Genomic DNA, 25,365 nt, shown 5'->3' on the forward strand with positions numbered 1-25,365 from the left:
TAGCCAAAGCCACGCGACAGATAGGGGAACAGTTTCATGGGCCATCGGAAAAACTTGCGTCAAGCGTGCCCGCGCACTCATCCAGCGCGCAAAGGCGCGCGTAACCCCGAGGCCGGGGTGACCCTGATCGAGATGATGGTGGTGCTGGTGATCATCGCGCTGGTGGCCGCGATCATCGTGCCCAACGTCATTGGCCGCCCCGATGAGGCGCGGGCCACGGTGGCGCAATCGGACATCCGCGCGGTCAGTTCGGCGCTGGAACTTTACCGCCTAGATAACCGCACCTATCCCACGACCACACAGGGGTTGGAGGCGCTGGCCGTGCGCCCGACCTCCCCGCCCGAGCCGCGCAACTGGGTGGCAGGGGGCTATCTGACCGCCGTGCCGATTGACCCTTGGGGCAATGATTACCTCTATGCCTCGCCGGGGCAGACTGGCGGCTTTGACCTGATGTCGTTGGGCGCGGATGGCGCGCCGGGGGGCGAGGGTGCCAATGCAGACATCACACATGGGCAGTTGCAGGCCAACAGGTGACCCAAATCCCCGCCACACCCACATCCACATCCACATCGCCGGGCCGACACCGGCTGCCCGATGCTGGCGTGACACTGGTGGAGGTGCTTGTCGTTCTCGCACTGATCGGCATTCTGGCCGGAGTGGTGGGGCTGAGTTTTGGCTCTGGTCCGCGTGGCGATGTGGCAGGGCAAGAGGCGGACCTGCTGGTGGCGCGGCTGAACCGAGCGGCGGATGAGGTGATCTTGACCGGGGTGCCGTTGGGGTTTGTCTGGGCGGCTGAAGGCTATCGTTTTGATTTATATGATGGCGACAGATGGCAGGCGCATGACCTGCCGATCCTCGCCACGCCGCATCTATTTGACGGCGGCACCCGGATCGCCGATGCGGCGGGCAGCTTGATCCTGTCGCGCGACATGGACCCCGGTGTGTCCGGGCCATTGACGCTTGAGTTGCGGTCGGGCGCGGGCGCTTCGGAAGTAATCCGTTTTGACGGTCTCAACGCCGCGCGGTTGGAGGGGGCGCAATGAGGCGGCAGGCGGATGCAGGGTTTACCTTGATCGAAGCTTTGGTGGCAATGGCGGTGCTGGCGCTTGGTGCGGTCTCTTTGCTCTCTGCCAGCGAGGGGCACACCCGCCGCATCACCGATCTGTCGGACCGCGTCGCCGCCCGCTGGGCCGCCGAATACCGCCTGTCGGAACTGCGCGCCGGGCTGCCAGCGGCGACCTCAGCGCTGGAAATCTATGGCATCGACTTTGACATCACCGTGACCCGCCGATCCACTGAAGACCCGGCGGTCGAGGCCGTGACCCTGCGCAGCGCGATCGCGGGCAGCGACCAGCCGCTCTACGTGTTGGATGGGTATCTCGATATTGGAGCGCCGTCATGATCCCGATTGCACCCCTTGGCAGATGGCTGCGGCTTGCCGTGATCCTTGGCGCATTGGGCAGCGTCGCCGTGGCCGGAGCGGATGTGACATGGCGGGTGATGGGCCATGACCGGGTTATGCCGCCCGTCGCTGTGCTGCGCGCGCTGGTCGAAGCGCAAACCGCCCCCACCGATCTCGGCCCCGCTTTGGCGCTGGCGCCTTTTGGCGCCGCCGAGGTGCCGGTAGCCGAGGTCGAAGCCGTCGAGGCGCCGCTCAATTTGGTCCTTCTGGGTGTGATCGTGCGCGATGATCCTAGCCGTTCGCTGGCCCTGCTGCGCTCGGACCAATCGGAGGGCAACTACCGCATTGACGAGGAGGTGGCACCGGGCACCACGCTCACCGCCATCGCGCAGGACCGCGTGACACTCCACAAGAATGGCGCTGAAATTGTGCTCTATTTTGCAGGTGCCGAGGCCACCCCGGACGCCGAGGCCGTGCCGACCGGCGCAGAGCGGCTGATGGCGCTAATCACCTCGGGGCAGGGCGGGTCGATCAGCGAACAGGTGGATGCCGCGTCCCGGGCAGAGCCTGTCACCACACAGGATTATATCGACATGTGGCGTAAGCGCATCATCGCCAATCCGGCTCAGGTGCTCGACACGATTGGTTTGGTGCCGGGGGAAAAAGGCTATACCATCGCAGAAAAGCACGACGTGGGTGTAAACCGCGCTGGTTTGAGGGCAGGAGACATCGTGACAAGTGTGAACGGGCAGAGTGTCGGCAACGTGGATAAAGATCGCGCGCTTTATGACGTGATTGCCGAATCCGGCCTTGCCCGCATCGAAGTGGAAAGGGATGGCCGCACGATCGTGATGTCATTCCCGCTGCAGTGACCCGTCCGCTCACTCTCCTTGCCGCCCTGATGCTGGGGCTGCTGACCCTGTTGCCTGCCCCGTCGCGGGCACAAGAGACCTTTGTCATCAATCTGCGCGATGCAGACATCTCACTCTTGGTCGAGCAGATCTCCGAGATCACTGGCCGGACCTTGGTGCTGGACCCGGGCCTCGTGGGTGAGGTCACGGTGGTCTCTGCCGAGGCGCTGGATGCCGAAGGCGTCTGGTCTCTGTTCCAGTCTATTCTGCGGGTGCGCGGCTTCGTCGCCGTTCAGGCGGGATCAATCTGGCAGGTGGTGCCTGAGGCCGAGGCCCGCACCGCGAGCGGCCCGAATCTGGGCGAGGCCGACGACGCGGGCAGTCAGGACTTCGTGACCGAGATGCTGCGTCTCAATCGCTTGCCCTCGGCAGAGGCCGTCCGAGTGCTGCGCCCGCTGGTGGCTGAATCGGGCTATATCGAAGCGGTCGAAGACCCCAACGGCGTGGTCATCACCGATACCCGCGCCAATGTGGATCGGATCATGGCAATCGCCCGCAGCTTTGACGGTGACGCGCTGGTGCGCTCCGAAGTGCTGCGCTTTCGCAGTGCCGATGCGGCGACCGTGGGCAATGCCATTCTTGAGGTGCTGGGCCCGGCAGGCACCGGCGCGCGGCTCTCCGTCGATCCCGGCTCGAACCTTTTGCTCGTGCGGGGCACGCCCGAAGACATTTCCGAGATCCGCAACCTTGCCATCGCGATGGACGTGGCCCCACGCCGTGATCCACGCGAGGCCGTGGCCACCACGGTCTTCAACCTGCAGTACGGCGATGCTCAGGTGATTGCAGACATCATCAAGGGCACCGTGGGCGAAGCCACCGACATCACCAATGTCGTGGCCGCCGATGTCGGTGCTGCGGCTGAGGCCGAGGAGGGCGCGGAGGGCGCCTTTGTCCCCCTGAGCCGCGTTGTGGCCCCGGATGCCGTCAATATCACGGCCTCAGTCGCAACCAATTCCATCATTGTGCGTGGCACCGCCGCGCAGGTTCAAGAGATCGGCCAACTGGTTCATGCGCTCGACGTGCGCCGCCCGCAGGTGATGATCGAAGCGGCCATTGTCGAGGTCTCGGGCGAGGTTGCCGAACGGCTTGGCGCGCAGCTGGGGCTGGGTCCGAACATTCCTAATGGCGCCATCGCTGCGACCAATTTTTCCAATGGCGGCGGGGTCTCGCTCGGCTCCGTTCTGTCGGCTGTCGGCGTGCCTGCGGGGTCCGCGCTCTCGACCGGGCTGACACTGGGCGCAGGGGGCAACGATTTTGGCATCCTCGTGCAGGCGTTGTCACAATCGACCAGCGCGCGGCTCTTGTCCACGCCTTCGGTCACCACGCTCGACAACGAACCGGCGACCATCGTCGTTGGCCAGAACGTGCCTTTCCGCACCGGCAGCTTTGCCACAGACGGCAATACCGCCACGCCTTTCACCACGATTGAGCGGCGTGACGTCGGCATCACCATGAACGTGGTGCCGCGGATCACTGCGGGCGGGGTGGTGCAACTGGTGATCGAACAGGAAATTTCGAGCCTCACCAACGCCAATGTCGAAGGCGCGGCTGACCTCGTGACCAACCGCCGGGTTATCAACACCACCGTCATGGCCGACAACCGCGGCACCGTGGTGCTGGGCGGGCTGATCACCGACGACCGGATCAACGGCAGCAGCAAGGTGCCGGGTTTGGGCGATCTGCCGGTGGTCGGCGAGCTGTTCAAGACCCGCAACGGCCGCAACACACAACGCACACTTTTCGTCTTCCTGCGCCCCACCATCCTGCGCAGCCGCGAAGATATCTCGGCCGCCTCGGCCAACCGCTACAACAAGCTGCGATCAGCAGACTCGACGCCCCAGCCAAAGACCGTGCTGAAACAGCAGCAGGTGAAGCAACTGCCACTGGAAATTCAGGGGCTGTATTGAGGTAGGGTCACGCGGGTGACGTCTACGGTCAAATTATGGAACGGTGACGTTGCGATGAATGATCCGTAGGATTGGCGCTTAGAGCCGATACGTGCTGCATAGCCGCCTCTCCCCGAAGAACTGGCGTGGGGGATTAGCATGATGCTACTCTTGCCGTCAGTAAGCTCTGTAGCCCATCTATGGCGCGTGCCGGGCGGTTTGACATGTGCTGTGAAAGTTATTGGGGAAAGCCAGGAAGCGCAAATCGAACTGCGCTTCCTGTTGCAGCATGGCGTTCGCAAAGCGCGCCCCCCCAAAAAAGAGACTTGGTCCAATCTGGTGCCAACCTGTGCGAGATCGCTGCCCACCTTATTCACTCCGACTATAAGGAGTCTCCTCAATATGTTCAGGAGCCTGATCGTGAGGGGCTTGCCGGGTCATGCTTCGACTGGCTCGAGAAGGCCCGTTTATCGCAGAGTGACCCGCAACCAGAACCTCATGGGCAGAGTGGTCGTCGTAGCATTAATTTTGAGAAGAAAAGTGGCAGCCCGTAGGGGAACGCGGGTGAGTTTTCTTATCAATGACTTGGCTTGGCTAACCCACCGCAAAGTGCTGTTGAAATCATTCCATCAATTAAGGCTTTGGCTAACCCTCTCAAAAGTAGGCTAGTCTATCCGGGGTAGTGATGGAGACTTCTTGTAGTGGCTAATTTTGCAGACAGGTTCACAGATGAGCAGCGAGTTGAACGCGCGAAGCAAGTAACTGACAAACTCGTCGACCATGTTCTTGGTCTGATAGCACTAGCTGAGAATAACGCCGTAGTACTTTACTCAGACACGATATCAAGTCAGGTTCCGAGGTCCAATGCAGCCCACGCGTTTAACGAGATGCAGAGGAGTATGCACTTCTACTTTTTGGTTCGCTTGAGCGCGGTATGGGACAAACCATCGAAGGACCGCGAGAGTATACCGACAGTGTTGGCGCTGCTAGATAAGGAGGGAGTGAGGGGGCATTTTGCTGAGGAGACTTATGCCTATCACTCAATTACCCTGGAACCCAGCAGACTAAACCCAACTGCCGATAGTGATGAGCAACGTATGCTTGCCGAGTACTGGAGAAGGCAAAGAACTGAACGAGCGGAGAGAGAAAGTCGGAAGGTGAGAAGGTGGCTACTGTTCGTAAAGCAGTGTGCACCTAAGGTAGAGGAAACATATGTCACAAGCAGTCTGAGGCCGTTTCGAGATAGCTATCTCGCACACAACTTAGAGGCATCAATATTCAATGAGAGCAATCCGGTTCAGTTCCGATACGGTGATGAGGCCAAGTTGCTAAAGCTGACTATTCGGATAGTGGATCGGCTACACCGATCCGTAAACGGTGCGGGCTTTGATTGGGATGGGGCTCAAGATCACGCACGGAGGAATGCCAACGAATTTTGGTCCTCGTGCCGTTTTGACATACCATCGCTATAAGGTGAAAGCCCGCTTTGAGCTGCCACTCTATGATCAAGGAAAGGTGGCAAAAATAGGTTAGCCATCGCTAGGTTAGCCAGTTAGCCAACTATTAACCTTTATTTACAACGTACTATGATGAGGTGGCAGCCCGTAGGGGAATCGAACCCCTCTTTCCAGGTTGAAAACCTGGCGTCCTAACCGATAGACGAACGGGCCACTCTTTGTCAGGTCAGTGCAGCGTTTCGTGTGTTGCTGCTCTGTCTGTGAGCGGACGTTTAAGTAATACTGCGGGGGGCTGCAAGCAGAAAAATGAACTTTTTCTAGAAAAAGTTTTCAGGCCCGCGCGGCGTCCTCCAGACGCAGTTGAACGGTCCGCCGACCGCGGAAATTATTGATGTCGAGACGCCCGGCGAGGTGGAAACGCGCGCCGCCGTGGTTTTCAAGCGCGGGGCCGAGGGGGCCGTCGTAGGCACCGAAAGAAATCGCTTCGAGGTTCGCGCCCAGACCGTCGCCAAAGCTGACTTTGAGGTGGTTCTCGCCCACCCGTTTGGCAAAGCGGATTTGCATGTCGGCGAAGGCATAGCGCGGGGCAGGGGCGCCCGCGCCGAAGGGGCCGGCTTGGTCAACCATCTCGGCCAGCTCCACGGTGGCCGCGCCGGGCATCATCATGCCGCAGAGGTTGAGGTCAGCGGGGCCAGCCAGATGCGCGCCCTGTTTGGTGAGCAATTCGCCAAGCCGTTCCATCGCCGCGTCGATCTTGTCTTCTGCCACCGTCAGGCCTGCCGCCATCTTGTGGCCGCCGCCCTTGATCAGCAGCCCTTCGGCAGCAAGGCGCTGGATCGGCGCGCCAAGGTCGATGCCACTGATTGAGCGGCCTGAGCCTTTGCCGATGCCGTCTTCGACGCCGATGACGATGGAGGGGCGGTTGGCGGCTTCTTTCAGGCGCGAGGCAACGATGCCCACCACGCCGGGGTGCCACCCGGGGCCAGCGGCCCATGCCAGCGGCCCGTCAAAGCCGCGCTCTTCGGCCTGTGCCATGGCGCTGGCGCGCACGGCGGCCTCGACCTCGCGGCGGTCGGTGTTGAGCTGGTCCAGCCGCTCGGCCAAGGCTGCGGCCTCATGCGGGTCGGCGGTGGCCAAAAGCCGCGCGCCAAGGTCGGCCTGCCCGATGCGCCCGCCCGCGTTGATGCGGGGGCCAAGCAGAAAACCGAGGTGATAGGCCGTGGGGGCCGTGTCCATCCGTGCCACATCGGCAAGGGCGGCCAAACCGGGGCGCGCGCGGCGGGCCATGACTTTCAGACCCTGACGCACAAAGGCGCGGTTGACGCCGATCAGCGGGGCCACATCGGCCACGGTGGCCAGCCCCACGAGGTCTAGCATCCCCATGAGGTCCGGCCCCTTCTGGCCCGCCTCACGCAGCTGGCGGCCTGCTTCGACGAGCATCAGGAACACCACCGCAGCGGCGCAGAGATGCGCCAGCGTGCCGTCTTCGTCCTGTCTGTTGGGGTTCACTACGGCCAGCGCATCCGGCAGCGTCTCTCCGCCCAAGTGGTGATCGAGCACGATGACATGCGCGCCCTTGGCCGCAGCGATCGGCCCGTGAGAGAGTGTGCCGCAGTCGACGCAGATGATCAGGTCATGGTCGGCGGCCAGTGCCGACATGGCCTCGTCGTTGGGGCCATAGCCTTCGTCGATACGGTCAGGGATATAAAGCGTCGCGCGGTGGCCCATGTCGCGCAGCCAGACGAGCAACAACGCAGCGGAAGAGCCGCCATCCACGTCATAGTCAGCGAAAATCGCGATGCGTTCACGTTTTTGGAGGGCCGAGAGAAACCGCGTCGCCGCGGCCTCCATATCGCGCAAGCTGCGCGGGTCGGGCAGCAGGTCGCGCAGGGCGGGGGCCAGAAAGCCCGCCGCCTCGGTGTCGACCACGCCGCGCCGGGCCAGCACTTGGCACACCGGGTCGGGCAGGCCCGCGCGCTGCACCAGCAGTTCCGCCGCGCGGGTCAGTTCCACGTCAGGGCCGATCCAGCGCCGCCCGCTCAAAGATGTTTCGACACCGAGAAAGCTCATGCGGACCTCATTTGGCCGTTATGGAAGGGAGTGGAGTAAGGGTCGATCTGGCCCTCACTCTGCCGGGGTGCGGTAGTTGATGCGGCGGACCGAGCCGGTGCGCGAGCGCATGATCAGCGTCTCGGTGGTCAGCCAGCCCGGCTCGCGTTTCACGCCCGGTAGGATGTTGCCGCCGGTGACGCCCGTGGCGGCAAAAATCACGTCTTGGGTGACCATCTCGTCGCGCGAATAGATGCGGTCAAATTCGGTGATCCCGGCCTTGGCGGCACGGCCTTTTTCGTCTTCGTTGTGGAACAACAGGCGGCCATACATCTGCCCGCCCATGCATTTCAGTGCGGCAGCGGCCAGCACGCCTTCGGGCGCGCCACCTTGGCCCATATACATGTCGATGCCGGTCTCGGGGTCAGCGCAGTGCATCACACCTGCCACATCGCCGTCGGTGATCAGGCGGATGGCGGCACCGGTGGCGCGCACCTCGGCGATCATATCCGCATGGCGGGGACGCTCGAGGATGCAAACGGTGATGTCGGACGCCGCACAGCCTTTGGCGCGGGCCAGCGCTTCGACGCGCTCACCGGGGGTCATGTCGAGGGTGACGACATCGGTCTCAAAGCCCGGACCGATGGCGAGTTTGTCCATATAGGTGTCAGGCGCGTGCAACATGGAGCCGCGCGGCCCCATGGCGATCACGGTGAGCGCGTTGGGCATGTCCTTGGCGGTCAGCGTGGTGCCTTCAAGCGGGTCAAGCGCGATGTCCACGCCGGGGCCATTGCCGGTGCCGACCTCTTCGCCGATATAAAGCATGGGGGCTTCGTCACGCTCGCCTTCGCCGATGACCACGACGCCTGCGATGTCGAGCATGTTGAGCTGTTCGCGCATGGCGTTCACGGCAGCTTGGTCGGCGGCCTTCTCGTCACCCTTGCCGATCAGCTTGGCCGAGGCCAATGCGGCGGCTTCGGAAACACGGGCGAGGCCCAGTGAGAGCATGCGGTCTTGGAATTCGGCAGAAGCGGTCATGAGGTGTCCTTGGGTGCAATGGGTTTTCTGTCCTGTACCCTCGCGCGGGCCTCGGGGCAAGTTTTGGGTTGGGCGCAGGTAGCACTTGGCCGGGAATCAAGTCGCAGGCGCCGGGCCTTCACGCCAAAGGCGTGCCGTATTTAAGGGCGAACCTTTGGTGCGACCGGGTAGGCGATTTAGTGAGGCTGGGTGCTACGTTGCGAAGGTACATCATGGCTGCACCATAAAGTGGCAATATTCGCGGTCAGATCGCCGACCCGCGGGCAGGCGATGGCCCTCAACGCAAACCTTCAGACCTCTTCGATCCGCAACGCGACCGGCTCACCCGCCAGCACGCCGGTCTTGTCCATATTCGCCAGCGCCTCAACCAGCGCATCGCGGCTGGTCTTATGCGTCACGATCAGAACCGGGGCAGAAGTGTCGGAATGTTCATACTGGCGCATCCGGTAGATGCTCACGCCCGCTTCGCCCAGCACGGTGGCGATTTTCGCCAGCGCGCCCGGTTTGTCGACCAGCGCCATGCGCAGATAATAGGGGGCAGGGGTCTGGCTGCTGGCGGGGGTGGTTTGCTCTAGTGTCTCGGCGGGCTGGCCAAAGACCGGCCCGCAGAGCCCGCGCGCAATATCGCAGACATCGGCCATCACCGCGCTCGCAGTCGGACCTTCGCCCGCGCCTGCACCGCGCAGCACGATCTGACCCACCGCGTCGCCTTCGATCACCACCATATTGGTGCCGCCGTCGAGTTGTCCCAGGGGCGAGGTCTGCGGCACGAGGCATGGCATCATCCGCTGCTCCAGCCCGCGTCCGGTCTTTTGCGTGACGCCCAGCAGTTTGATCTTGTAACCCATGTCGGCGGCAGCGCGGATGTCTTCGATGGCAACCCGCTCGATCCCCTCTAGTTGAATGCCGTCGAAGTCGATCTTGGTGCCAAAGGCGATCGACGACAGGATCGCCAGCTTATGCGCCGCGTCGATGCCGCCCACATCCAATTGCGGATCGGCTTCGAGATAGCCCAGCCCATCGGCCTCGGCGAAAATCTCTTGATAGGTTTTGCCCGAGTCTTCCATCCGGGTGAGGATGTAATTGCACGAGCCGTTCATCACCCCCATGATGCGGGTGATCTCATTGCCAGAAAGCCCTTCCATCAGTGTCTTGATGACCGGGATGCCGCCCGCCACAGCGGCCTCATAGCGCAGCGCCACGCCTGCGCTTTCGGCCTGTTCGGCCAGCGCTTGGCCGTGCATCGCCAGCATCGCCTTGTTCGCGGTGACCACATGTTTGCCCGCCGCCAGTGCGGCTTCGGTCGCGGCCTTGGCGGGGCCGTCCGCGCCGCCCATCAGTTCGACGAAAACATCCACGTCATCGCGGGTCGCCAGTTTGACGGGGTCATCTTCCCAATCATAGGAAGAGAGCGACAGCCCGCGATCCTTGTTGCGGGTGCGGGCCGAGACTGCAGAAACCGTCATCGCGCAGCCTGTGCGGGCCTCTAACAGGGCGGCCTGCTGGCGCAGAATGCGCAGCACACCCACGCCCACGGTTCCCAATCCGGCAATCCCGAGGCGAAGCGGCTTAGACATGGCGGTGGTCCTTCTGGTCTGATCCGAAAGGCCCGGCAGGCTTGGCCGGGCATAGCCGCGATGTAGCGGGTTCGGCGTCTGCGTGCAACGCGCATACGCATCTCAGACATGCCTGTTTATTCAGCTTCTGCACTGGTTTCGGCGGCCTGACGTGCGCGCCGCAACTCAGCGGCCTTTGCCCGCAGCCGCGCCACCCGCGTCGCGGTCGTGGCATTGGTGCTTGTCGTCCCGATCCGTCTGGCGCGGGCTTCAAGCTGTGCGGAACGGCCCGAAAGTTCGGCTTCGGTCCGAACGGGGTCGATGCGCCCGGCGGTGGCCTTGGCCAAAAGCGGGTCAATCGGCACCAGATCGGGGTAGGGCGCTGCCTCAAGCTCTGGGGTAATCGTGCGGTCGAGTTCGGGAAACTGCGTGCAGCCCGCAATCAGCGAGACACCCAAAAACAGGGCGGTGATCGAAAGGGGGCGGGGCGTACGCATGAGGGTCATGCCTCGTTCTGCCCCAGCCGTGATCTTCGCGCAAGCGGGGTTTGCTTTTGAACGCTTGTTCATTAAATTGCCGCCATGGCAAGAACTACAGGCTCACACTCTGACATCACCGGCCCGCGCGTGCGCGCGGCTGCACTGCGGCTTTTTGCACGGGGCGGCTATGCAGCCGTGTCGATGCGCGCGATTGCTGCTGAGGTCGGCGTTCAAGCCGGGGCGCTTTATAATTACACGCCCGACAAGCAGAGCCTGCTGTTTGACCTGATGCAGGCGCATATGACTGACCTGTTGGCCGAAACGCCCAGCGATGCAGACCGCTCCGAACTGCAGCAGTTGCAGGACTTCGTCGCCTTCCACATCCGTTTTCACGCGGATCGGCCTGATGAGGTTTTCATCGCCTATATGGAATTGCGTAATCTAACGGAGGAGAATTTTGCCGTGATCGAGCGCCTGCGCCGTGACTATGAGGACCGGTTGGAGACGATCCTGCGCGCCGGGGTGGCCAGCGGCGATTTCTCCGTCGCCGATACCAAGATCGTGACGCTGGCGATTATTGCCATGCTGACGGGTGTAAACACCTGGTACCGCGCGGGCGGGCGGCTGTCGCTGGATGAGGTCGTTGCGCAATATTGGGATATGGTGCGCAAGGCCGTGACCGCCTAAGCGGCCACGGCCCTTCATTCAACGTGCAGGGCGGATGAAGGTCCCGTTGTTCAGATCCCGCATTGCCTGCTGCAATTCGGCGCGGGTGTTCATCACGATTGGCCCATGCCACGCGACGGGCTCTTCAATCGGCGCACCTGAGATCAGCAGGAATCGTACACCTTCCTCGCCAGCCTGAACCGTCACCTCATCCCCGGTGCCAAAGCGGATCAGCGTCCGGTCACCCGACATGTCGCGGATGTTGACCTCTTCGCCGCCGACCTCTTTCTCAAGCAACACGCCCGAGGGGGCAGAGGCATCCGCGAACGCACCCGCGCCTTGAAAAACATAGGCAAAGGCCCGGCGGTAGGTGTCGATCTTAAAGGTCTTCTTGACGCCTGCGGGCACGAAAACATCCAGATACTGCGGGTCAGCCGCGATGCCATCGACGGGGCCGCGTTTGCCCCAGAACTCGCCGGTGATGACTTTTACCCGCGTGCCGTCGTCGTCGGTCACCACCGGGATATCGCTGGATTTCATATCCTGATAGCGCGGCGCGGTCATCTTTTGCCCCGATGGCAGGTTCCCCCAAAGCTGGAAACCATGCATCTGCCCGGCGGCATTCCCGCGCGGCATTTCTTGGTGCAAGATGCCCGAACCTGCGGTCATCCACTGCACGTCGCCCGCGTTCAGATCGCCGGTGTTGCCCAACGAATCCGCGTGTTCCACGGTGCCTTCGAGCACATAGGTGATCGTCTCGATCCCGCGGTGCGGGTGCCAAGGGAAGCCCTTTTCAAAGTCTTCAGGCCGGTCGTTGCGGAAGTCGTCGAACAGCAGAAAGGGGTCCAGCTCCGACGGGTCGTGGAAGCCGAAGGCGCGGTGCAATTTGACGCCTGCGCCTTCCATTGTGGGCGTGGCGCGGCGGGTTTCCAATGTGGGTCTGAGGGACATGATGCTCTCCTTTGCGGTTGCTTAGAAGATAGGCGGTGGCGGTGTCCTCAACAATTGGCCACGGCGAACGGAGGCTGTGCAAATTTGCGCAGCTTCAACAATTTGGCACGTTCACCGCCAGCCCGCCGAGTGAGGTTTCCTTGTACTTCTCGCTCATGTCCGCGCCGGTTTGGCGCATGGTCTCGATACAGGCGTCCAGCGGCACCAGATGCGTGCCATCGCCGCGCAGCGCCAATGAGGCCGCCGAAACCGCCTTGATCGCGCCCAGCCCGTTACGTTCAATACAAGGCACCTGAACCAGCCCCTTGACGGGGTCGCAGGTCATGCCGAGGTGATGCTCCAGGGCGATTTCGGCGGCATTCTCGATCTGCTGCGGCGTGCCGCCCATCACGGCGCAGAGCCCGGCGGCGGACATGGCAGCGGCGCTGCCAACTTCGGCCTGACAGCCGGCTTCGGCCCCCGAAATCGAGGCGTTGTATTTCACCAGCCCACCAATCGCGGCGGCGGTGAGCAGGAAGTCTTCGATATGCGCCTCAGACGCGCCGGGCACATGGTCGAGGTAATAGCGCAGTGTCGCGGGCATCACGCCTGCGGCGCCGTTCGTGGGCGCGGTGACGACTTGGCCGCCCGCCGCGTTTTCTTCATTCACCGCCATGGCATAGACGCTCATCCAGTCGTTGATCGTATGCGGCGCGGATTGGTTCTGCCCACGCTCGGCGATCAGCGCGTCATGGATGCCCTTGGCGCGGCGTTTCACCTGAAGGCCGCCGGGCAGGGTGCCATCGGTCGTAAGCCCCCGGTCGATACAATCGCGCATCACCTGCCAAAGCCGTTTGCTGCCCGCGCGCAGGTTCTCGGCCCCGCCACGCGCCTCTTCGTTGGCGCGTTTCATGCCCGCGATGGTCTTGCCGGATTTCGTCGACATCTCAAGCATTTCTGCGGCGGACTTAAAGGGGAAGGGCACCGGCGCGCCCTCATCCGTGTCCTTGCCTGCAGCGAGCTCCTTTTCGGTCATCACGAAGCCGCCACCGATGGAGTAGTAGGTTTCGCGCAAGGCAACGTCGCCTTGGGCGTCGGTGGCCATCAGCACCATGCCATTGGCATGGCCTGCAAGCTTGGTGTCGTAGTCGAAGATCATGTCGCGCTCAGGGTCGAAGCGCAGTTCGGGCAGCCCCTCGACGCTGATGCGCCGGGTCTGCTTGATCTTGTCCAGCGTCTTCTCGGCGGCTTCGGCGTCATAGTCTTCGGGCGTGAACCCGGCGAGGCCGAGGATCGTGGCGCGGTCGGTGGCATGGCCCACCCCGGTAAAGGCCAGACTGCCGTGGAGCGACGCGCGCAGCCCGGCAAATTGGAAGGGCGAGGCGCGCATCTGGTCAAGGAAACGGCCCGCTGCCACCATCGGCCCCATGGTATGCGAAGACGAAGGGCCGATGCCCACTTTGAACATGTCGAAGACGGAAAGAAACATCAGGGGGCGGACCCTTTTATGGTTGCGGGTGTCGGGGCGCGGTGGAACGGGTATCGCCCAGACCTTTGGCGCATTGCAAGCGGTGTGGCCGATCCAACCATTTCCTGCCGCCGCTTGGCGCGCTGAAAGCGACAGGGCGCGCGCTCTGGCCGTCCTGTCGCATTGCCGTGCGTCCAAAAACCGCCGACTTGCCCCTCGCACCCTATGCCAATTCGCCCTATAACGCGGCAAACGCCTGAGAGGGAGCACCCGATGTCCGGAGACCTATCACCGATCGACAAGGCCAAATTCGTGGCCGCGAAACGGGCTTGTGAGTTCGTGGAAGATGGGATGCGCGTGGGCCTTGGCACCGGATCGACGGCGGCGTGGCTGGTGCGCTGTCTGGGCGAGCTGGTGCGCGACGATGGGCTGCGGATCAAAGGCGTGCCGACCTCCTCGCGCACGGCGCAACTGGCGCGGGAGGTGGGGATCGAGGTGATCTCGCTCGATGAGGCGAAATGGCTCGACCTGACGATTGACGGCGCGGATGAGTTCGACGCAGAGCTGAACCTCATCAAAGGCGGCGGCGGCGCGTTGCTGCAAGAAAAGATAGTGGCGACTGCCAGCGACCAGATGGTGGTGATCGCCGATATCGGCAAAGAGGTGCATCATCTGGGGGCATTCCCCCTGCCAATCGAGGTGATTCCCTTTGGCTGGCAGACCACGCAGGCGTTGGTCGAAGAGACGCTGATCTCTATGGATGTGCTGGGCCAAAGCTCGACCCTGCGGATGAACGGCGAGGTGCCTTTCATCACCGATGAGGGGAACTATATTCTAGACCTGCGGCTGGGGCGCATCGGCAATGCACGGCAACTCGCGCTGGTGTTGAACCAGATGCCCGGCGTGGTGGAAAACGGCCTGTTCATAGATATCTGTGACGCGGTTGTGATCGGCTACGGGGATGGCAGGGTCGAGGTGCGCGACATAAATGAAGGCACTGTGGCGACCGACCGGTTAGAATTCGTCGAGACCGACAACCTGTTTTCCGACCTCAGCGATTAACGCCCAAAAGCGAGACACGCGCGATCCCGCGCAAGACCTAAAACGACTAAGAGAGGCGCCAAATGGCCAAGAATGAATTCGACTACGACCTGTTTGTCATCGGTGGCGGCTCGGGCGGTGTGCGCGCGGCGCGCGTCGCGGCGGGCGAACATGACGCCAAGGTCGGACTGGCCGAAGAAGACCGCTATGGCGGCACCTGTGTGATCCGGGGCTGTGTGCCCAAAAAGCTGATGGTCTTTGCCTCGGGCTATGCCGATGTGGTGGATGAGGCGAAATGCTTTGGCTGGGATCTCAAGGCCGGGCCCTTCGATTGGCATGACTTCAAAAGCCGCCTGAACACAGAGTTGGACCGCCTTGAAGGCGTCTATCGCAAGCTCTTGAAGAACTCTGGCGTCGACACCTTCGACGCCCGCGCGCGGATTAAAGACGCCCATACAGTGGCGCTTTCCGACGGGACCGAGAAGACCGCCAAACATATCCTCATCGCCAGCGGCGGTCGCCCTGTGCGCCCCGAGCTTGATAATGCGGAATTGGGTCTGGTCTCCGACGATCTGTTCCACCTTGAGAAGCTGCCGAAGTCGATCCTGATCATCGGCGGCGGCTATATCGCCTGTGAATTCGCCTGTATCCTCAACGGCTTGGGTGTCGAGGTGACGCAATACTACCGCGGTGCGCAGATCCTGCGCGGCTTTGACGACGAAGCCCGCGGCATGGTGGCCGAGATGATGCAGGAAAAAGGGATCGACCTGCATCTTGGCACCAACATTCTGGAAATGTCGCCCAGTCACGAAGGCGGCAGCGGCCCGATGAAGGTCAAGCCGACCAACGGCACCGAAAAGATGTTCGACCAAGTGCTCTTTGCCACGGGCCGCCGCCCCAACAGCGATGACATGGGGCTGGAAGAACTGGGTGTGAAACTGGGCCGCAGCGGCGAGATCGAGGTGGATGAGTACAGCCAGACCGCCGTGCCCTCGGTCTATGCCATCGGCGACGTGACCAACCGGATCAACCTTACGCCCGTGGCGATCCGCGAAGGCATGGCCTTTGTCGAAACCGTCTTTGGCGGCAACCCGACGCCGGTCGATCATGATCTGGTGCCCTCCGCGATCTTTACCCAGCCTGAAATGGGCACCGTGGGGCTGAGCGAGGAAGACGCCCGCGACAAAGGACCGATTGAGGTCTATGCGACCTCCTTCAAACCGATGCAGGGGGCCTTTGCGGGTAAGGCCGACCGGGTGCTGATGAAGCTCATCGTCTGCGCCGATACGCGGGTCGTGCTGGGCTGTCATATCGTCGCACCAAATGCGGGCGAGTTGATCCAGATGGTCGGCATCGCGGTCAAAATGGGGGCCACGAAAGAGCAATTTGATGCCACCTGCGCGGTACACCCAACCATGTCCGAAGAGCTGGTGACGATGCGTAATCCGACCCGCACGGCTTGAATATCGCGCGAAAGCGTACAATTTTTGGAACGATAGGCCGCATGGGCGGCCGAGAGGGGAACATATCAATGGCAGGAAATTCGCAAGGCCCCTGGGGGGGCGGCGGAGGCGGCAACCGGGGCAACGGCGGAGACCGGGGCACCAATGGTGACCGCGGCAACGGGGGACGCAACGACGGGCCGCAGGGTCCACGCGGGCAGGGCGGTGACCGCCCCCAGATGCCCGAGATCGACGATCTGGTGCGTAAGGGCCAAGAGCAGCTGCGCGTCCTGATGGGCGGCCGTGGTGGCGACCGGGGCAATGGCACTGGCGGCGGCGGCCGCGGCTCAGGCGGGCCGGGGGTGACCCGTTCGACCATTGGTATTGCCCTTTTGGCCGGCGTGGCGCTTTGGGGTTTTGCCAGCTTTTATACCGTGCGGCCCGAACAGCAGTCGATTGAACTGTTCTTGGGCGAATTTTCCGGCATTGGCACCGAGGGTCTGAACTTTGCCCCATGGCCGCTGGTCACGGCAGAGGTTTTTGACGTCACCACCAACCGCACCGAAGAACTTGGCGTGCGGCGCGGCACGGGCGGCAACGAGGGCCTGATGCTGACCACCGATGAAAACATCGTCGACATCGACTTTCAGGTGGTCTGGAACATCAAGAATGCGCGCGATTTCAAATTCTCGCTGCGCGATCCCGAAGCCTCCGTGCGTGCGATTTCCGAATCCGCAATGCGCGAAGTCATCGCCCAGTCCGAACTCGCACCGATCCTCAACCGGGACCGTGGTGCCGTTGCAGACCGGGTGAAAGAGTTGATCCAAACCACGCTTGATAACCGCAAAACCGGCATCAACGTGCTGCGTGTCAACGTGAACAAGGTCGACCCGCCCAGCCAGACCGTGCAGGTCACCGATGCCAATGGCAACACGACCACACAGTCGGTCGTCGACGCCTTCCGCGACGTGCAAGCGGCGGAGCAGGAGCGTGACCGGGTAGAGCGTCAGGCCGATGCCTATGCCAACCGCCGCACCGCCGAAGCCCGCGGTGAGTCCGCGCAGCTTTTGGAAGCTTCCGAAGGCTATCGCGCCCGTGTGGTGAACGACGCTGTGGGTGAAGCCAGCCGTTTTGAGGCCGTCTTGAAAGAATACCGCAACGCGCCCGACGTGACGCGCAAGCGTCTGTATCTCGAGACCATGGAAAAGGTGCTGGGCGACGTGGATAAAATCATCCTCGAAAACGGCAGCGGCCAAGGCGGGCAGGGCGTCGTTCCCTATCTGCCACTCAATGAATTGCGGCGCGGCGGAGGGTCGAACTGATGCGGAAAACAAGTCTTATCATTCCCATCTTGGTGATCGCCATCGTGGGTGTCCTTTCGGCTGTATTCGTCGTGGACGAGCGCGAAAAAGCGCTGGTGCTGCGTTTTGGCCAGATCAAACAGGTGCGCAACGAGCCGGGCATCGGCTTCAAAGTGCCCTTCTTGGATGAGGTCGTGCGCTACGAAGACCGGATCCTGTCGCTGGAAACCCCGGTGATCGAAGTTACCCCCGCCGATGACCGTCGTCTGGAAATCGATGCCTTCGTGCTCTACCGGATCGACGACATGGTCCAGTATCGGCAAGCTTTGGGTGCGGGCGGTGAACGTCAGGCCGAAAGCGAAATGGGCGGCATCATGGAAAGCCAAATCCGTGCCGTGCTCGGTTCGCAGGGCGTGACCTCCAACACGATCCTGTCGCCCGAGCGGTCGGACCTGATGGAGCAAATTCGTGTCCGCGCCGATGCCCGTGCACAGGCGCTTGGCCTCAAAGTCGTCGATGTGCGTCTGCGTCAGACCAACCTGCCCGAGCAGAACTTTGACGCGACCCTGCAACGGATGATCGCCGAACGTGAGCGTGAAGCCACCGATGAACGCGCCCGTGGCCGCGAGGCGGCGCAGCGTGTGATCGCCCTTGCTGACCGGACCTATGAAGAGATCCTGTCGGAGGCGCGTCGGGACGCACGGATCATCGAAGGTGAGGCGGACGCTCAGCGAAACAACATCTTCGCGCAGTCTTACGGTCAGGATCAGGAGTTCTTTGAATTCTACCGGTCGTTGACCGCCTATGAGCAGGCCCTGCGGGGCGAAAACTCGACCATGGTGATGTCGCCGGACAGTGAGTTCTTCAACTACCTGCGCTCGGACCGCAATCCCTCGACCACTGTCGATGCGAACGCACCGCCGCAGACAGCGGCAGATGCTCAGGCCGAGACGCCAGCCGAGGCACCACAAACCGATGCGCCGGCGGCGGAACCTGCGCCAACGGACGATAGCGCTGCTGCCGACGACACGCAGGAGGAGGCCGCCCCTGCGGCCCCCACCACGCCTGCACCTGTCGCGCCGGACGCGGAGGCCGACCAGCCAGCCGCGGTCGACGAATGAGCCTAGTTCTACTGGCTCTAGGGTCGGTTCTGATATTCGAGGGGCTGGTGTACGCACTGGCCCCTTCGTTTTTGGAGCAGATGCTGGAAATGCTCCGCCGCATCCCTGAGGCGGCGCTGCGCCAAGTCGGCGCACTGGTGGTGGTCGCCGGATTGATACTTGTCTGGCTGGCGTTTCAATTGGGCGTCTGAAGGCCGGATTAGGGGCGGAAGGACGTTCGGTTTCGCCGCGCATTCTGCCAAGGCACAGGGGCCCGAGCCGTAAATCATCAGTCGCGTGCCCGTTGAAATGCCCGTGATCGGCCCCATCTTTGCTGTTGCAGCGCGTCCTTTGGGAATGCACTCTGCCCACGTTGGCAACAACAGGAACAATCAGGAGACGATGAATGCAGGCCAAGGCGGTTTCCCTGTCCAAAACAGCACAACACACCCAATGGATGCGAGCGATGGCAATGGGGGTGATGGCGCTGACCCTCTTGATCCTGCAAGCCAGCATGGCGCTGGCCAAACCTGAAAGCCTCGCCCCGCTTGCGGAAAAGATCAGCCCCTCGGTGGTGAATATCACCACGTCTACCACGGTTGAGGGCCGCACCGGGCCGCAGGGCATCGTTCCCGAAGGCTCGCCTTTCGAAGACTTCTTTCGCGAGTTTCAGGACCGCAACAACGACGGCGAGGGCAACCGCCCGCGCCGTTCCTCGGCGCTTGGCTCGGGCTTTGTGATTTCCGAAGATGGCTATGTGGTGACCAACAACCACGTGATCGAAAGCGCCGATGAGATCACGATCGAATTTTTCTCGGGCGAGGAACTGGTCGCCAAAGTGATCGGCACCGACCCCAAGACCGACATTGCGCTGCTGAAGGTCGAAGCCAGCCAGCCGTTGCCCTTCGTTTCTTTCGGCGACAGCAACGCCGCGCGTGTGGGGGACTGGGTGATCGCCATGGGCAACCCGCTGGGGCAGGGCTTTTCAGTCTCTGCGGGCATCGTCTCGGCCCGCAACCGGGCACTCTCGGGCACCTATGACGACTACATTCAGACTGATGCTGCGATCAACCGGGGCAACTCGGGCGGTCCGCTGTTCAACATGGATGGCGAGGTGATCGGCGTGAACACCGCGATCCTGTCACCCAATGGTGGTTCCATTGGCATTGGTTTCTCGATGGCCTCGAACGTGGTCACCCGCGTGATCGACCAGTTGCAGGAATACGGTGAGACCCGCCGCGGCTGGCTGGGTGTGCGCATTCAGGACGTAACCGACGATGTAGCCGACGCCATGGGCCTCAAGAAAGCCGTTGGGGCCTTGATCACAGACGTGCCGGAAGGCCCGGCGCGGGAAGCAGGGCTCAAGACCGGTGACGTGATCAAATCCTTCGATGGCGTCGAAGTCGTCGATACCCGCGGTCTGGTGCGTCAGGTGGGCAACAGCCCCGTGGGCGCGACGGTTCGCGTGACCGTGCTGCGCGATGGCAAGACCCAGACCATCAAAGTTGTTCTGGGCCGCCGCGAAGAGGCCGATGGCGCTGTGCCTGCCGATATGGACGAAAACGCCGATGACGGCACCGAGGCAGAGCCGCAGTCGACCATGCTGATGGGCCTGACCCTGACGCCGTTGACCGACGATCTGCGCGCCGAACTGGGGGCCGATGACGATATGAGCGGTCTTGCCGTGACGGATGTGGATCAAACGTCGGAGGCCTTTGAGAAGGGCCTGCGCATGGGGGACATCATCACCGAAGCGGGGCAGGAACAGGTGACGAGCATCGCTGAACTGGAAGCGCGGATTGCCGCAGCGAAAGAGGCTGGCCGGAAGTCTCTGCTGCTGCTGGTGCGCCGTGGCGGCGACCCGCGATTTGTCGCGCTGTCGCTAGCAGAGTGATCCGCTACCGTGGTTTGGAAAGGGCGCCTCCGGGCGCCCTTTTTCGTTGGGGGATCAGCCGCCCTGTCGGGGCACCGCGACAAGCCCAAGCGCACGGGCGGTGGTGAGTGACAGCACTTCGCTGTTCGGCCCCTGTTTGGCCTGATACCGCCGCACGGCGAGCCGTGTCGCCCTGTCCATCTCACCGGTGATCGGCCCGACGTAAAACCCGCGTGCCTGCAGCGCCCGTTGCAGGGTGCTGTTGAACTCTGGCGTCAGCACATCCGGGCAGGGGGTCTCGAACCAGTTGTCGACCCGTGCGCGCACGATCTCTTGGCGGGTCTCTGTCTTGTAGACGGGCGGTTTGGCGATGCTGCCATCGGGGTTCATCTTGGCCGGAGTGACTTCGACCTGTTCGGTCACCGTCTCTATCACCGCCGGGCTGACTGTGCGGCCCCAGCAACTTCCCTCCGGGGCGCCTGCGGGGCCGTTGCGGGTGGCTTCCAGTACCCCCGGCTCAGGGCGCGAGGTGGCCGGCGCCGCCGTCTCGCAGCCCGCGATACCGGCGACGAGCAGCAGCAAGGCCGCGCGCTGTAATGTGGATCGGAGGGGAGGGGGCTGTGTCATGCCGGAATCGCGGGGCTCGCCTGTTGTTTCCGCGCAGACTAGCGGGATGCGCGGACCTTGCCCACCGCAATGTCATGGGCGGAGGCATGCGCGAACGCCCCCACGAAAAGGGGGCTGGAACCGGCTGCCATAGCCCGCTAAACAAGGCCGAACTTTTAGGACGAAAGGGCATCATCATGGCCAAAATCACCTATGTCGAACATTCCGGCACCGAACATGTGGTCGAGGTGGCCAATGGTCTCACGGTCATGGAAGGCGCGCGGGACAATAACATTCCCGGCATCGAAGCCGACTGTGGCGGGGCCTGCGCCTGTTCCACCTGCCACGTTTATGTCGATCCGGCCTGGACAGAGAAACTGACCCCGATGGACGACATGGAAGAAGACATGCTCGACTTCGCGTTCGAGCCTGATCCCGCGCGGTCGCGTCTGACCTGCCAGATCAAAGTCACCGATGCGCTGGACGGTCTGCGCGTGCAGATGCCGGAAAAGCAAATCTGATGCGGGCGGTCGGCGCGGCCTTGCTTGCGCTGATCGCATCCAGCGCCGCGGCGGAAACGATCACCGCCGCGCGCTATATCTCGCCCACCGGGCGCTATGCCCATGGCATTCTGGGCGACGCGCTGGAATGGGGCGGGCTACAGGTCTCTTTGGCAGACGGAAACGCGCGGCGTTTCGTTCTGCCCCGTGACCATGTTTTCGAAGATATTGCCCCCCGGCTGGTCGATGTAACCGGCGATGGCGCGCCCGAAGTGCTAGTGATTGAGACCGACATGAACCGCGGCGCGGCGCTGGCAATCTACGGCTCCAAGGGCAAGATTACTGAGACCCCGCATATCGGCCGGAGCAACCGTTGGCTGGCGCCTTTGGGGGCGGCCGATCTTGATAGCGACGGTATGGTTGAGATCGCCTATGTCGACCGCCCGCATCTGGCGCGGGTGCTGCGGGTCTGGCGTTTTGCGGATGGGGACCTGAGCGAAGTGGCTCAGATGCCGGGGCTGACCAATCATCGAATCGGTGAACCCTACATCTCGGGCGGTCTGCGCGATTGCGGTGCTGGGCCAGAGATGGTGCTGGCAGATGCCGATTGGCGGCGCGTTGTGGGGGTGACCCTGAAGGACGGGAAACTTGCACAGCGCGACATCGGCCCCTTTGCGGGGGCCGACAGATTTGCCGCAGCGCTTGCCTGTGAGTGAGGGTGCGGGCGCGGCCTAGGCCGCCGCCTGTTAGCTCAGCGCGCGCCAGCCAATGTCACGGCGGCAGAAACCTTCGGGCCAATCGATCCCGTCAACCATCGCATAGGCACGCTCTTGTGCCTCGGCCAGCGTGGCGCCCCGCGCGGTGATGTTCAGCACGCGGCCGCCGTTTGCCAAGATCGCCCCGTCCTTTGCCACGGTGCCCGCGTGGAACACCATATTGGCGCTGTCTTCGGGTAGGTCTTTCAGCCCTTTGATCTCGCTGCCCTTTTCATAGGCACCAGGATAGCCATTCGCCGCCATCACCACGGTCAGCGCGTGGTCTTCGGCCCAGTTCACCTGCATATCGGCCAGCGTGCCTTTGGCGGTGGCCTGCATCAGATCAAAGGCCTGCGCACCAAGGCGCATCATCAGCACTTGGCATTCAGGATCGCCAAAGCGCACGTTGTATTCCACCAGACGCGGCGCGCCGTCTTTGATCATCAACCCGGCATAAAGCACGCCTTGATAGGGCATCCCGCGTTTCGCCATTTCGGCCATGCAGGGGCGGATGATCTCTTCCAGCGCGCGTTCGGCAATCGCATCGCTCAGCACCGGGGCGGGGGAATAGGCCCCCATGCCGCCGGTGTTGGGCCCGCTGTCGCCGTCGCCGACGCGCTTATGGTCTTGGGCCGTGCCGATGGGCAGCACAGTCTCCCCGTCGCAAAGCACGAAGAAGGACGCCTCTTCGCCCTCCATGAACTCTTCGATCACGACTTCCGTGCCCGCATCGCCAAAGGCACCGTCGAACATCTCATCCACGGCGGCCAAGGCTTCGGCGTCGGTCATGGCGATGATGACACCTTTGCCCGCTGCCAGACCGTCGGCCTTGATGACGATCGGCGCGCCTTGCTTTTCGACATAGGCGCGGGCGCTGGCGGCATCGGTGAAGTGGCCATAGGCCGCCGTGGGCGCATTGCAGGCGTCGCAGATTTCCTTGGTGAAGGCTTTGGAGGCTTCCAGCGCCGCCGCTGCTTTGGAGGGGCCGAACACATCAAAACCCGCTGTGCGCAGGTCATCGCCCACGCCCGCTGCCAAGGGCGCTTCGGGGCCGATGATCACGAAGTCGATGTTGTTGCCCTCGCAAAAGGCCACCACTGCCGCGCCGTCCATGATGTCCAGCTTGGCGCATTGCGCGATGGCCGCGATGCCCGCATTACCCGGCGCCACGATCAGCTTGTCGCATTTGGGGTTCTGCATCACCGCCCAGGCAAGTGAATGTTCGCGGCCACCGCTGCCGAGGATCAGGATATTCATGCCGCGCACTCCCTTGGACTTCTTTGCCCCGCGTTCTAAGCTGGGGTGCCCACAGACACAAGGTGCCCAGATGGATCTGTTCGACGACCCCGCCCCCGGTGCAAACAGCCCCGAATTTACCGTCACCGAGCTTTCTGGCGCGATCAAACGGGTGATTGAGGGTGAGTTTGCCCATGTCCGGATTCGGGGTGAGGTGGGCCGCGTGAGCCGCCCGCGTTCGGGGCATGTCTATCTTGATCTGAAGGACGACCGTTCGGTGATATCGGGCGTGATCTGGAAAGGTGTCACCGCGCGGCTTGAGACCCAGCCCGAAGAGGGGATGGAGGTCATCGCCACCGGGCGCATCACCACCTTTGGCGGACAGTCGAAATACCAGATCGTTATCGAGGATATCAAACCGGCGGGCATGGGCGCGCTGATGGCGCTGTTGGAGAAACGCAAAGCAGCGCTCGCGGCGGAGGGCCTGTTCGCGCCCGAACGCAAGCGCCCGCTGCCGTATCTGCCTGATATCATCGGCGTTGTGACCTCGCCTTCAGGGGCTGTGATCCGCGACATCCTGCACCGGCTGCGCGACCGGTTCCCGCGCAAGGTGCTGATCTGGCCGGTCGCCGTGCAAGGGGCGAAATGCGCCCCCGAGGTGGTGCGCGCCATTGAAGGGTTCAACCGGCTGACCCCCGGTGGCGCATTGCCCCGGCCTGAGCTGCTGATTGTCGCGCGGGGTGGTGGCTCGGTCGAAGACCTTTGGGGCTTTAACGAGGAAAGCGTGGCCCGCGCGGCGGCAGCCTCGGAGATCCCGCTGATCTCTGCCGTGGGGCATGAGACCGACACGACGTTGATCGACTTCGTTTCTGACAAACGCGCGCCGACGCCGACCGCAGCGGCGGAATTGGCGGTGCCCGTGCGGCATGAACTTGCAGCATGGCTCGAAGGGCAAGGCGCAAGGATGCGTCAGGCTCTGAGCCAAGGGTTGACCCGGCGCGGCCAGCGGATGCGGGATCTGGCGCGGGCCTTGCCGCGGGCGGAGACCTTGCTGGAAGGGCCGCGCCAAAGGCTCGACCGGGGAGGGGAGAAACTCGCCCCCGCGCTCATTGCAGGCGTCCAAGGCCGCCGCGTGAAACTGGCCGATATGTCCGGCGCGTTGCGCCCCGGCACCCTGCGCCGCCATCTTGATGCCGACCGGCAGCGATTGGCGCAGCTCTCGGCGCGGCTTGATCCGGCGTGGCAGCGCAATCTGAAGGGGCGAAGCGACTTTCTAAAAACCCGCCTTGATCGGTTCCACCCCGAAGTGCTGCAGCGCCAAATTCTGCGCCGCCGAGAGCGGCTTGCTGATCGTACGCAGAATTTCCGCCCAGAGGTGTTGTCGCGTGATCTTGCCCGGCAGGATCAGCGGTTGACGGAAGTGTTGGCCCGGCTGGCGCGCGCGGGGCAGGCCGCGCAGGACCGCCGCCGACGGCAGATCGACGCGCTTGGCCGGACCTTGGGCACACTTGGCTACCGCGAGACCCTCGCGCGCGGTTTTGCCGTGGTGCGCGGCGATGGCAATGTGGTGACCAGCGCCGAGGCCGCTAAATCCGCCAAGCGTTTGGAAATCGAATTCGCGGATGACCGGTTGGAGGTTCTGCGCAGAGAGGATGCCCCCAGCTAAGGC

24 protein-coding genes and 1 tRNA gene are annotated in these 25,365 nt (G+C 62.9%); 16 read left to right on the forward strand and 9 right to left on the reverse strand.

Annotation, left to right across the window (positions count from 1 at the left end):
- Window positions 1-36: 36 nt before the first annotated feature.
- The 6 genes from gspG (at window position 37) to J3456_RS19405 (ending at window position 5,671) form a co-directional block, all read left to right on the forward strand.
- Complete coding sequence (gene gspG / locus J3456_RS02755) at window positions 37-534, forward strand: type II secretion system major pseudopilin GspG (RefSeq protein ID WP_349578791.1); 498 nt, start codon at window positions 37-39, stop codon at window positions 532-534.
- Complete coding sequence (locus tag J3456_RS02760; protein ID WP_349578792.1) at window positions 531-1,043, forward strand: prepilin-type N-terminal cleavage/methylation domain-containing protein; 513 nt, start codon at window positions 531-533, stop codon at window positions 1,041-1,043. Before gspG ends, J3456_RS02760 begins: the two co-directional genes overlap by 4 nt.
- Window positions 1,040-1,402: a type II secretion system minor pseudopilin GspI gene (gene gspI / locus J3456_RS02765; RefSeq protein WP_349578793.1), complete on the forward strand. Its 363-nt coding sequence runs from the start codon at window positions 1,040-1,042 to the stop codon at window positions 1,400-1,402. Before J3456_RS02760 ends, gspI begins: the two co-directional genes overlap by 4 nt.
- On the forward strand, window positions 1,399-2,274 hold the full coding sequence (locus tag J3456_RS02770; RefSeq protein ID WP_349578794.1) for a type II secretion system protein N: 876 nt from the start codon (window positions 1,399-1,401) through the stop codon (window positions 2,272-2,274). The genes gspI and J3456_RS02770 overlap by 4 nt, the downstream gene beginning before the upstream one ends.
- A complete protein-coding gene (gene gspD / locus J3456_RS02775) occupies window positions 2,271-4,220 on the forward strand; it encodes a type II secretion system secretin GspD (RefSeq protein ID WP_349578795.1) in 1,950 nt (649 codons plus the stop codon). The genes J3456_RS02770 and gspD overlap by 4 nt, the downstream gene beginning before the upstream one ends.
- Window positions 4,221-4,900: 680 nt before the next feature.
- A complete protein-coding gene (locus J3456_RS19405; protein ID WP_502989480.1) occupies window positions 4,901-5,671 on the forward strand; it encodes an AbiU2 domain-containing protein in 771 nt (256 codons plus the stop codon).
- A gap of 123 nt (window positions 5,672-5,794) precedes the next feature.
- Here the strand turns inward: J3456_RS19405 and J3456_RS02780 are convergent.
- The 5 genes from J3456_RS02780 to J3456_RS02800 all read right to left on the reverse strand — a co-directional run bounded on the left by J3456_RS02780 (window position 5,795) and on the right by J3456_RS02800 (window position 10,805).
- A tRNA-Glu gene (locus J3456_RS02780) sits at window positions 5,795-5,869 on the reverse strand.
- 117 nt (window positions 5,870-5,986) lie between these two features.
- Entirely contained in the window at window positions 5,987-7,726 is a 1,740-nt protein-coding gene (gene recJ / locus J3456_RS02785; protein ID WP_349578796.1) for a single-stranded-DNA-specific exonuclease RecJ, read from the reverse strand.
- A gap of 54 nt (window positions 7,727-7,780) precedes the next feature.
- A complete protein-coding gene (glpX, locus tag J3456_RS02790; protein WP_349578798.1) occupies window positions 7,781-8,743 on the reverse strand; it encodes a class II fructose-bisphosphatase in 963 nt (320 codons plus the stop codon).
- Window positions 8,744-9,033: 290 nt separating this feature from the next.
- On the reverse strand, window positions 9,034-10,320 hold the full coding sequence (locus J3456_RS02795) for a homoserine dehydrogenase (RefSeq protein ID WP_349578799.1): 1,287 nt from the start codon (window positions 10,318-10,320) through the stop codon (window positions 9,034-9,036).
- A gap of 116 nt (window positions 10,321-10,436) precedes the next feature.
- Entirely contained in the window at window positions 10,437-10,805 is a 369-nt protein-coding gene (locus J3456_RS02800) for a hypothetical protein (RefSeq protein WP_349578800.1), read from the reverse strand.
- 75 nt (window positions 10,806-10,880) lie between these two features.
- Here J3456_RS02800 and J3456_RS02805 point away from each other — a divergent pair, with 75 nt between their 5' ends.
- Window positions 10,881-11,465 carry a TetR/AcrR family transcriptional regulator gene (locus J3456_RS02805; protein ID WP_349578801.1) on the forward strand — a complete coding sequence of 195 codons (585 nt, stop codon included), beginning with the start codon at window positions 10,881-10,883 and terminating at the stop codon, window positions 11,463-11,465.
- Between the two features lie 18 nt (window positions 11,466-11,483).
- Here the strand turns inward: J3456_RS02805 and J3456_RS02810 are convergent, their stop codons facing one another.
- Both J3456_RS02810 and J3456_RS02815 read right to left on the reverse strand, forming a co-directional pair.
- Window positions 11,484-12,395, reverse strand: coding sequence for a pirin family protein (locus J3456_RS02810; RefSeq protein ID WP_349578802.1), 912 nt, complete (start codon window positions 12,393-12,395; stop codon window positions 11,484-11,486).
- Window positions 12,396-12,489: 94 nt separating this feature from the next.
- Entirely contained in the window at window positions 12,490-13,863 is a 1,374-nt protein-coding gene (locus tag J3456_RS02815; RefSeq protein ID WP_349578803.1) for an L-serine ammonia-lyase, read from the reverse strand.
- 252 nt (window positions 13,864-14,115) lie between these two features.
- Between J3456_RS02815 and rpiA the strand changes: the two genes are divergently transcribed.
- From rpiA to J3456_RS02845, 6 genes are all read left to right on the forward strand, one after another.
- Window positions 14,116-14,904, forward strand: a complete 789-nt coding sequence (gene rpiA, locus J3456_RS02820) for a ribose-5-phosphate isomerase RpiA (protein WP_259945194.1) — start codon at window positions 14,116-14,118, stop codon at window positions 14,902-14,904.
- Window positions 14,905-14,966: 62 nt separating this feature from the next.
- Complete coding sequence (gene gorA, locus J3456_RS02825) at window positions 14,967-16,346, forward strand: glutathione-disulfide reductase (protein ID WP_349578804.1); 1,380 nt, start codon at window positions 14,967-14,969, stop codon at window positions 16,344-16,346.
- A gap of 68 nt (window positions 16,347-16,414) precedes the next feature.
- Window positions 16,415-17,647 carry an FtsH protease activity modulator HflK gene (gene hflK / locus J3456_RS02830; RefSeq protein ID WP_349578805.1) on the forward strand — a complete coding sequence of 411 codons (1,233 nt, stop codon included), beginning with the start codon at window positions 16,415-16,417 and terminating at the stop codon, window positions 17,645-17,647.
- Window positions 17,647-18,747, forward strand: coding sequence for a protease modulator HflC (gene hflC / locus J3456_RS02835; protein WP_349578806.1), 1,101 nt, complete (start codon window positions 17,647-17,649; stop codon window positions 18,745-18,747). Before hflK ends, hflC begins: the two co-directional genes overlap by 1 nt.
- Window positions 18,744-18,938 (forward strand): DUF2065 domain-containing protein, encoded by a 195-nt coding sequence (locus tag J3456_RS02840; RefSeq protein ID WP_349578807.1) that lies wholly within the window; start codon window positions 18,744-18,746, stop codon window positions 18,936-18,938. The genes hflC and J3456_RS02840 overlap by 4 nt, the downstream gene beginning before the upstream one ends.
- 194 nt (window positions 18,939-19,132) lie before the next feature.
- The gene (locus J3456_RS02845) at window positions 19,133-20,620 is read left to right on the forward strand and encodes a DegQ family serine endoprotease (protein ID WP_349578808.1); all 1,488 of its coding nucleotides are present in this window, start codon (window positions 19,133-19,135) and stop codon (window positions 20,618-20,620) included.
- A gap of 54 nt (window positions 20,621-20,674) precedes the next feature.
- Here J3456_RS02845 and J3456_RS02850 read toward each other — a convergent pair whose 3' ends face one another.
- The gene (locus J3456_RS02850; protein WP_349578810.1) at window positions 20,675-21,226 is read right to left on the reverse strand and encodes a peptidoglycan-binding domain-containing protein; all 552 of its coding nucleotides are present in this window, start codon (window positions 21,224-21,226) and stop codon (window positions 20,675-20,677) included.
- Between the two features lie 176 nt (window positions 21,227-21,402).
- On the opposite strand from J3456_RS02850, the gene J3456_RS02855 reads away from it, so the two are divergent.
- A complete protein-coding gene (locus J3456_RS02855) occupies window positions 21,403-21,726 on the forward strand; it encodes a 2Fe-2S iron-sulfur cluster-binding protein (RefSeq protein ID WP_067625538.1) in 324 nt (107 codons plus the stop codon).
- A complete protein-coding gene (locus J3456_RS02860; RefSeq protein WP_349578811.1) occupies window positions 21,726-22,421 on the forward strand; it encodes an FG-GAP-like repeat-containing protein in 696 nt (231 codons plus the stop codon). Before J3456_RS02855 ends, J3456_RS02860 begins: the two co-directional genes overlap by 1 nt.
- Window positions 22,422-22,451: 30 nt before the next feature.
- On the opposite strand, the gene purD is transcribed toward J3456_RS02860, so the two are convergent.
- A complete protein-coding gene (gene purD / locus J3456_RS02865) occupies window positions 22,452-23,717 on the reverse strand; it encodes a phosphoribosylamine--glycine ligase (RefSeq protein ID WP_349578812.1) in 1,266 nt (421 codons plus the stop codon).
- Between the two features lie 70 nt (window positions 23,718-23,787).
- Between purD and xseA the strand changes: the two genes are divergently transcribed.
- Window positions 23,788-25,362 (forward strand): exodeoxyribonuclease VII large subunit, encoded by a 1,575-nt coding sequence (xseA, locus tag J3456_RS02870; RefSeq protein ID WP_349578813.1) that lies wholly within the window; start codon window positions 23,788-23,790, stop codon window positions 25,360-25,362.
- Window positions 25,363-25,365 lie beyond the last annotated feature (3 nt).

The sequence above is a fragment of the Sulfitobacter sp. NFXS29 genome (genome assembly GCF_040148765.1).
GTDB lineage: Bacteria > Pseudomonadota > Alphaproteobacteria > Rhodobacterales > Rhodobacteraceae > Sulfitobacter.

What these genes read in the sequence shown, in the direction of transcription:
- gspG (WP_349578791.1), top strand. Translation starts at nt 37, where the DNA reads ATGGGCCATCGGAAAAACTTGCGTCAAGCGTGCCCGCGCACTCATCCA.
- gspI (WP_349578793.1), top strand. Translation starts at nt 1,040, where the DNA reads ATGAGGCGGCAGGCGGATGCAGGGTTTACCTTGATCGAAGCTTTGGTG.
- J3456_RS02770 (WP_349578794.1), top strand. Translation starts at nt 1,399, where the DNA reads ATGATCCCGATTGCACCCCTTGGCAGATGGCTGCGGCTTGCCGTGATC.
- recJ (WP_349578796.1), bottom strand. Translation starts at nt 7,726, where the DNA reads ATGAGCTTTCTCGGTGTCGAAACATCTTTGAGCGGGCGGCGCTGGATC.
- glpX (WP_349578798.1), bottom strand. Translation starts at nt 8,743, where the DNA reads ATGACCGCTTCTGCCGAATTCCAAGACCGCATGCTCTCACTGGGCCTC.
- J3456_RS02795 (WP_349578799.1), bottom strand. Translation starts at nt 10,320, where the DNA reads ATGTCTAAGCCGCTTCGCCTCGGGATTGCCGGATTGGGAACCGTGGGC.
- J3456_RS02800 (WP_349578800.1), bottom strand. Translation starts at nt 10,805, where the DNA reads ATGACCCTCATGCGTACGCCCCGCCCCCTTTCGATCACCGCCCTGTTT.
- J3456_RS02805 (WP_349578801.1), top strand. Translation starts at nt 10,881, where the DNA reads ATGGCAAGAACTACAGGCTCACACTCTGACATCACCGGCCCGCGCGTG.
- J3456_RS02810 (WP_349578802.1), bottom strand. Translation starts at nt 12,395, where the DNA reads ATGTCCCTCAGACCCACATTGGAAACCCGCCGCGCCACGCCCACAATG.
- J3456_RS02815 (WP_349578803.1), bottom strand. Translation starts at nt 13,863, where the DNA reads ATGTTTCTTTCCGTCTTCGACATGTTCAAAGTGGGCATCGGCCCTTCG.
- rpiA (WP_259945194.1), top strand. Translation starts at nt 14,116, where the DNA reads ATGTCCGGAGACCTATCACCGATCGACAAGGCCAAATTCGTGGCCGCG.
- gorA (WP_349578804.1), top strand. Translation starts at nt 14,967, where the DNA reads ATGGCCAAGAATGAATTCGACTACGACCTGTTTGTCATCGGTGGCGGC.
- hflK (WP_349578805.1), top strand. Translation starts at nt 16,415, where the DNA reads ATGGCAGGAAATTCGCAAGGCCCCTGGGGGGGCGGCGGAGGCGGCAAC.
- hflC (WP_349578806.1), top strand. Translation starts at nt 17,647, where the DNA reads ATGCGGAAAACAAGTCTTATCATTCCCATCTTGGTGATCGCCATCGTG.
- J3456_RS02840 (WP_349578807.1), top strand. Translation starts at nt 18,744, where the DNA reads ATGAGCCTAGTTCTACTGGCTCTAGGGTCGGTTCTGATATTCGAGGGG.
- J3456_RS02845 (WP_349578808.1), top strand. Translation starts at nt 19,133, where the DNA reads ATGCAGGCCAAGGCGGTTTCCCTGTCCAAAACAGCACAACACACCCAA.
- J3456_RS02850 (WP_349578810.1), bottom strand. Translation starts at nt 21,226, where the DNA reads ATGACACAGCCCCCTCCCCTCCGATCCACATTACAGCGCGCGGCCTTG.
- J3456_RS02855 (WP_067625538.1), top strand. Translation starts at nt 21,403, where the DNA reads ATGGCCAAAATCACCTATGTCGAACATTCCGGCACCGAACATGTGGTC.
- J3456_RS02860 (WP_349578811.1), top strand. Translation starts at nt 21,726, where the DNA reads ATGCGGGCGGTCGGCGCGGCCTTGCTTGCGCTGATCGCATCCAGCGCC.
- purD (WP_349578812.1), bottom strand. Translation starts at nt 23,717, where the DNA reads ATGAATATCCTGATCCTCGGCAGCGGTGGCCGCGAACATTCACTTGCC.
- xseA (WP_349578813.1), top strand. Translation starts at nt 23,788, where the DNA reads ATGGATCTGTTCGACGACCCCGCCCCCGGTGCAAACAGCCCCGAATTT.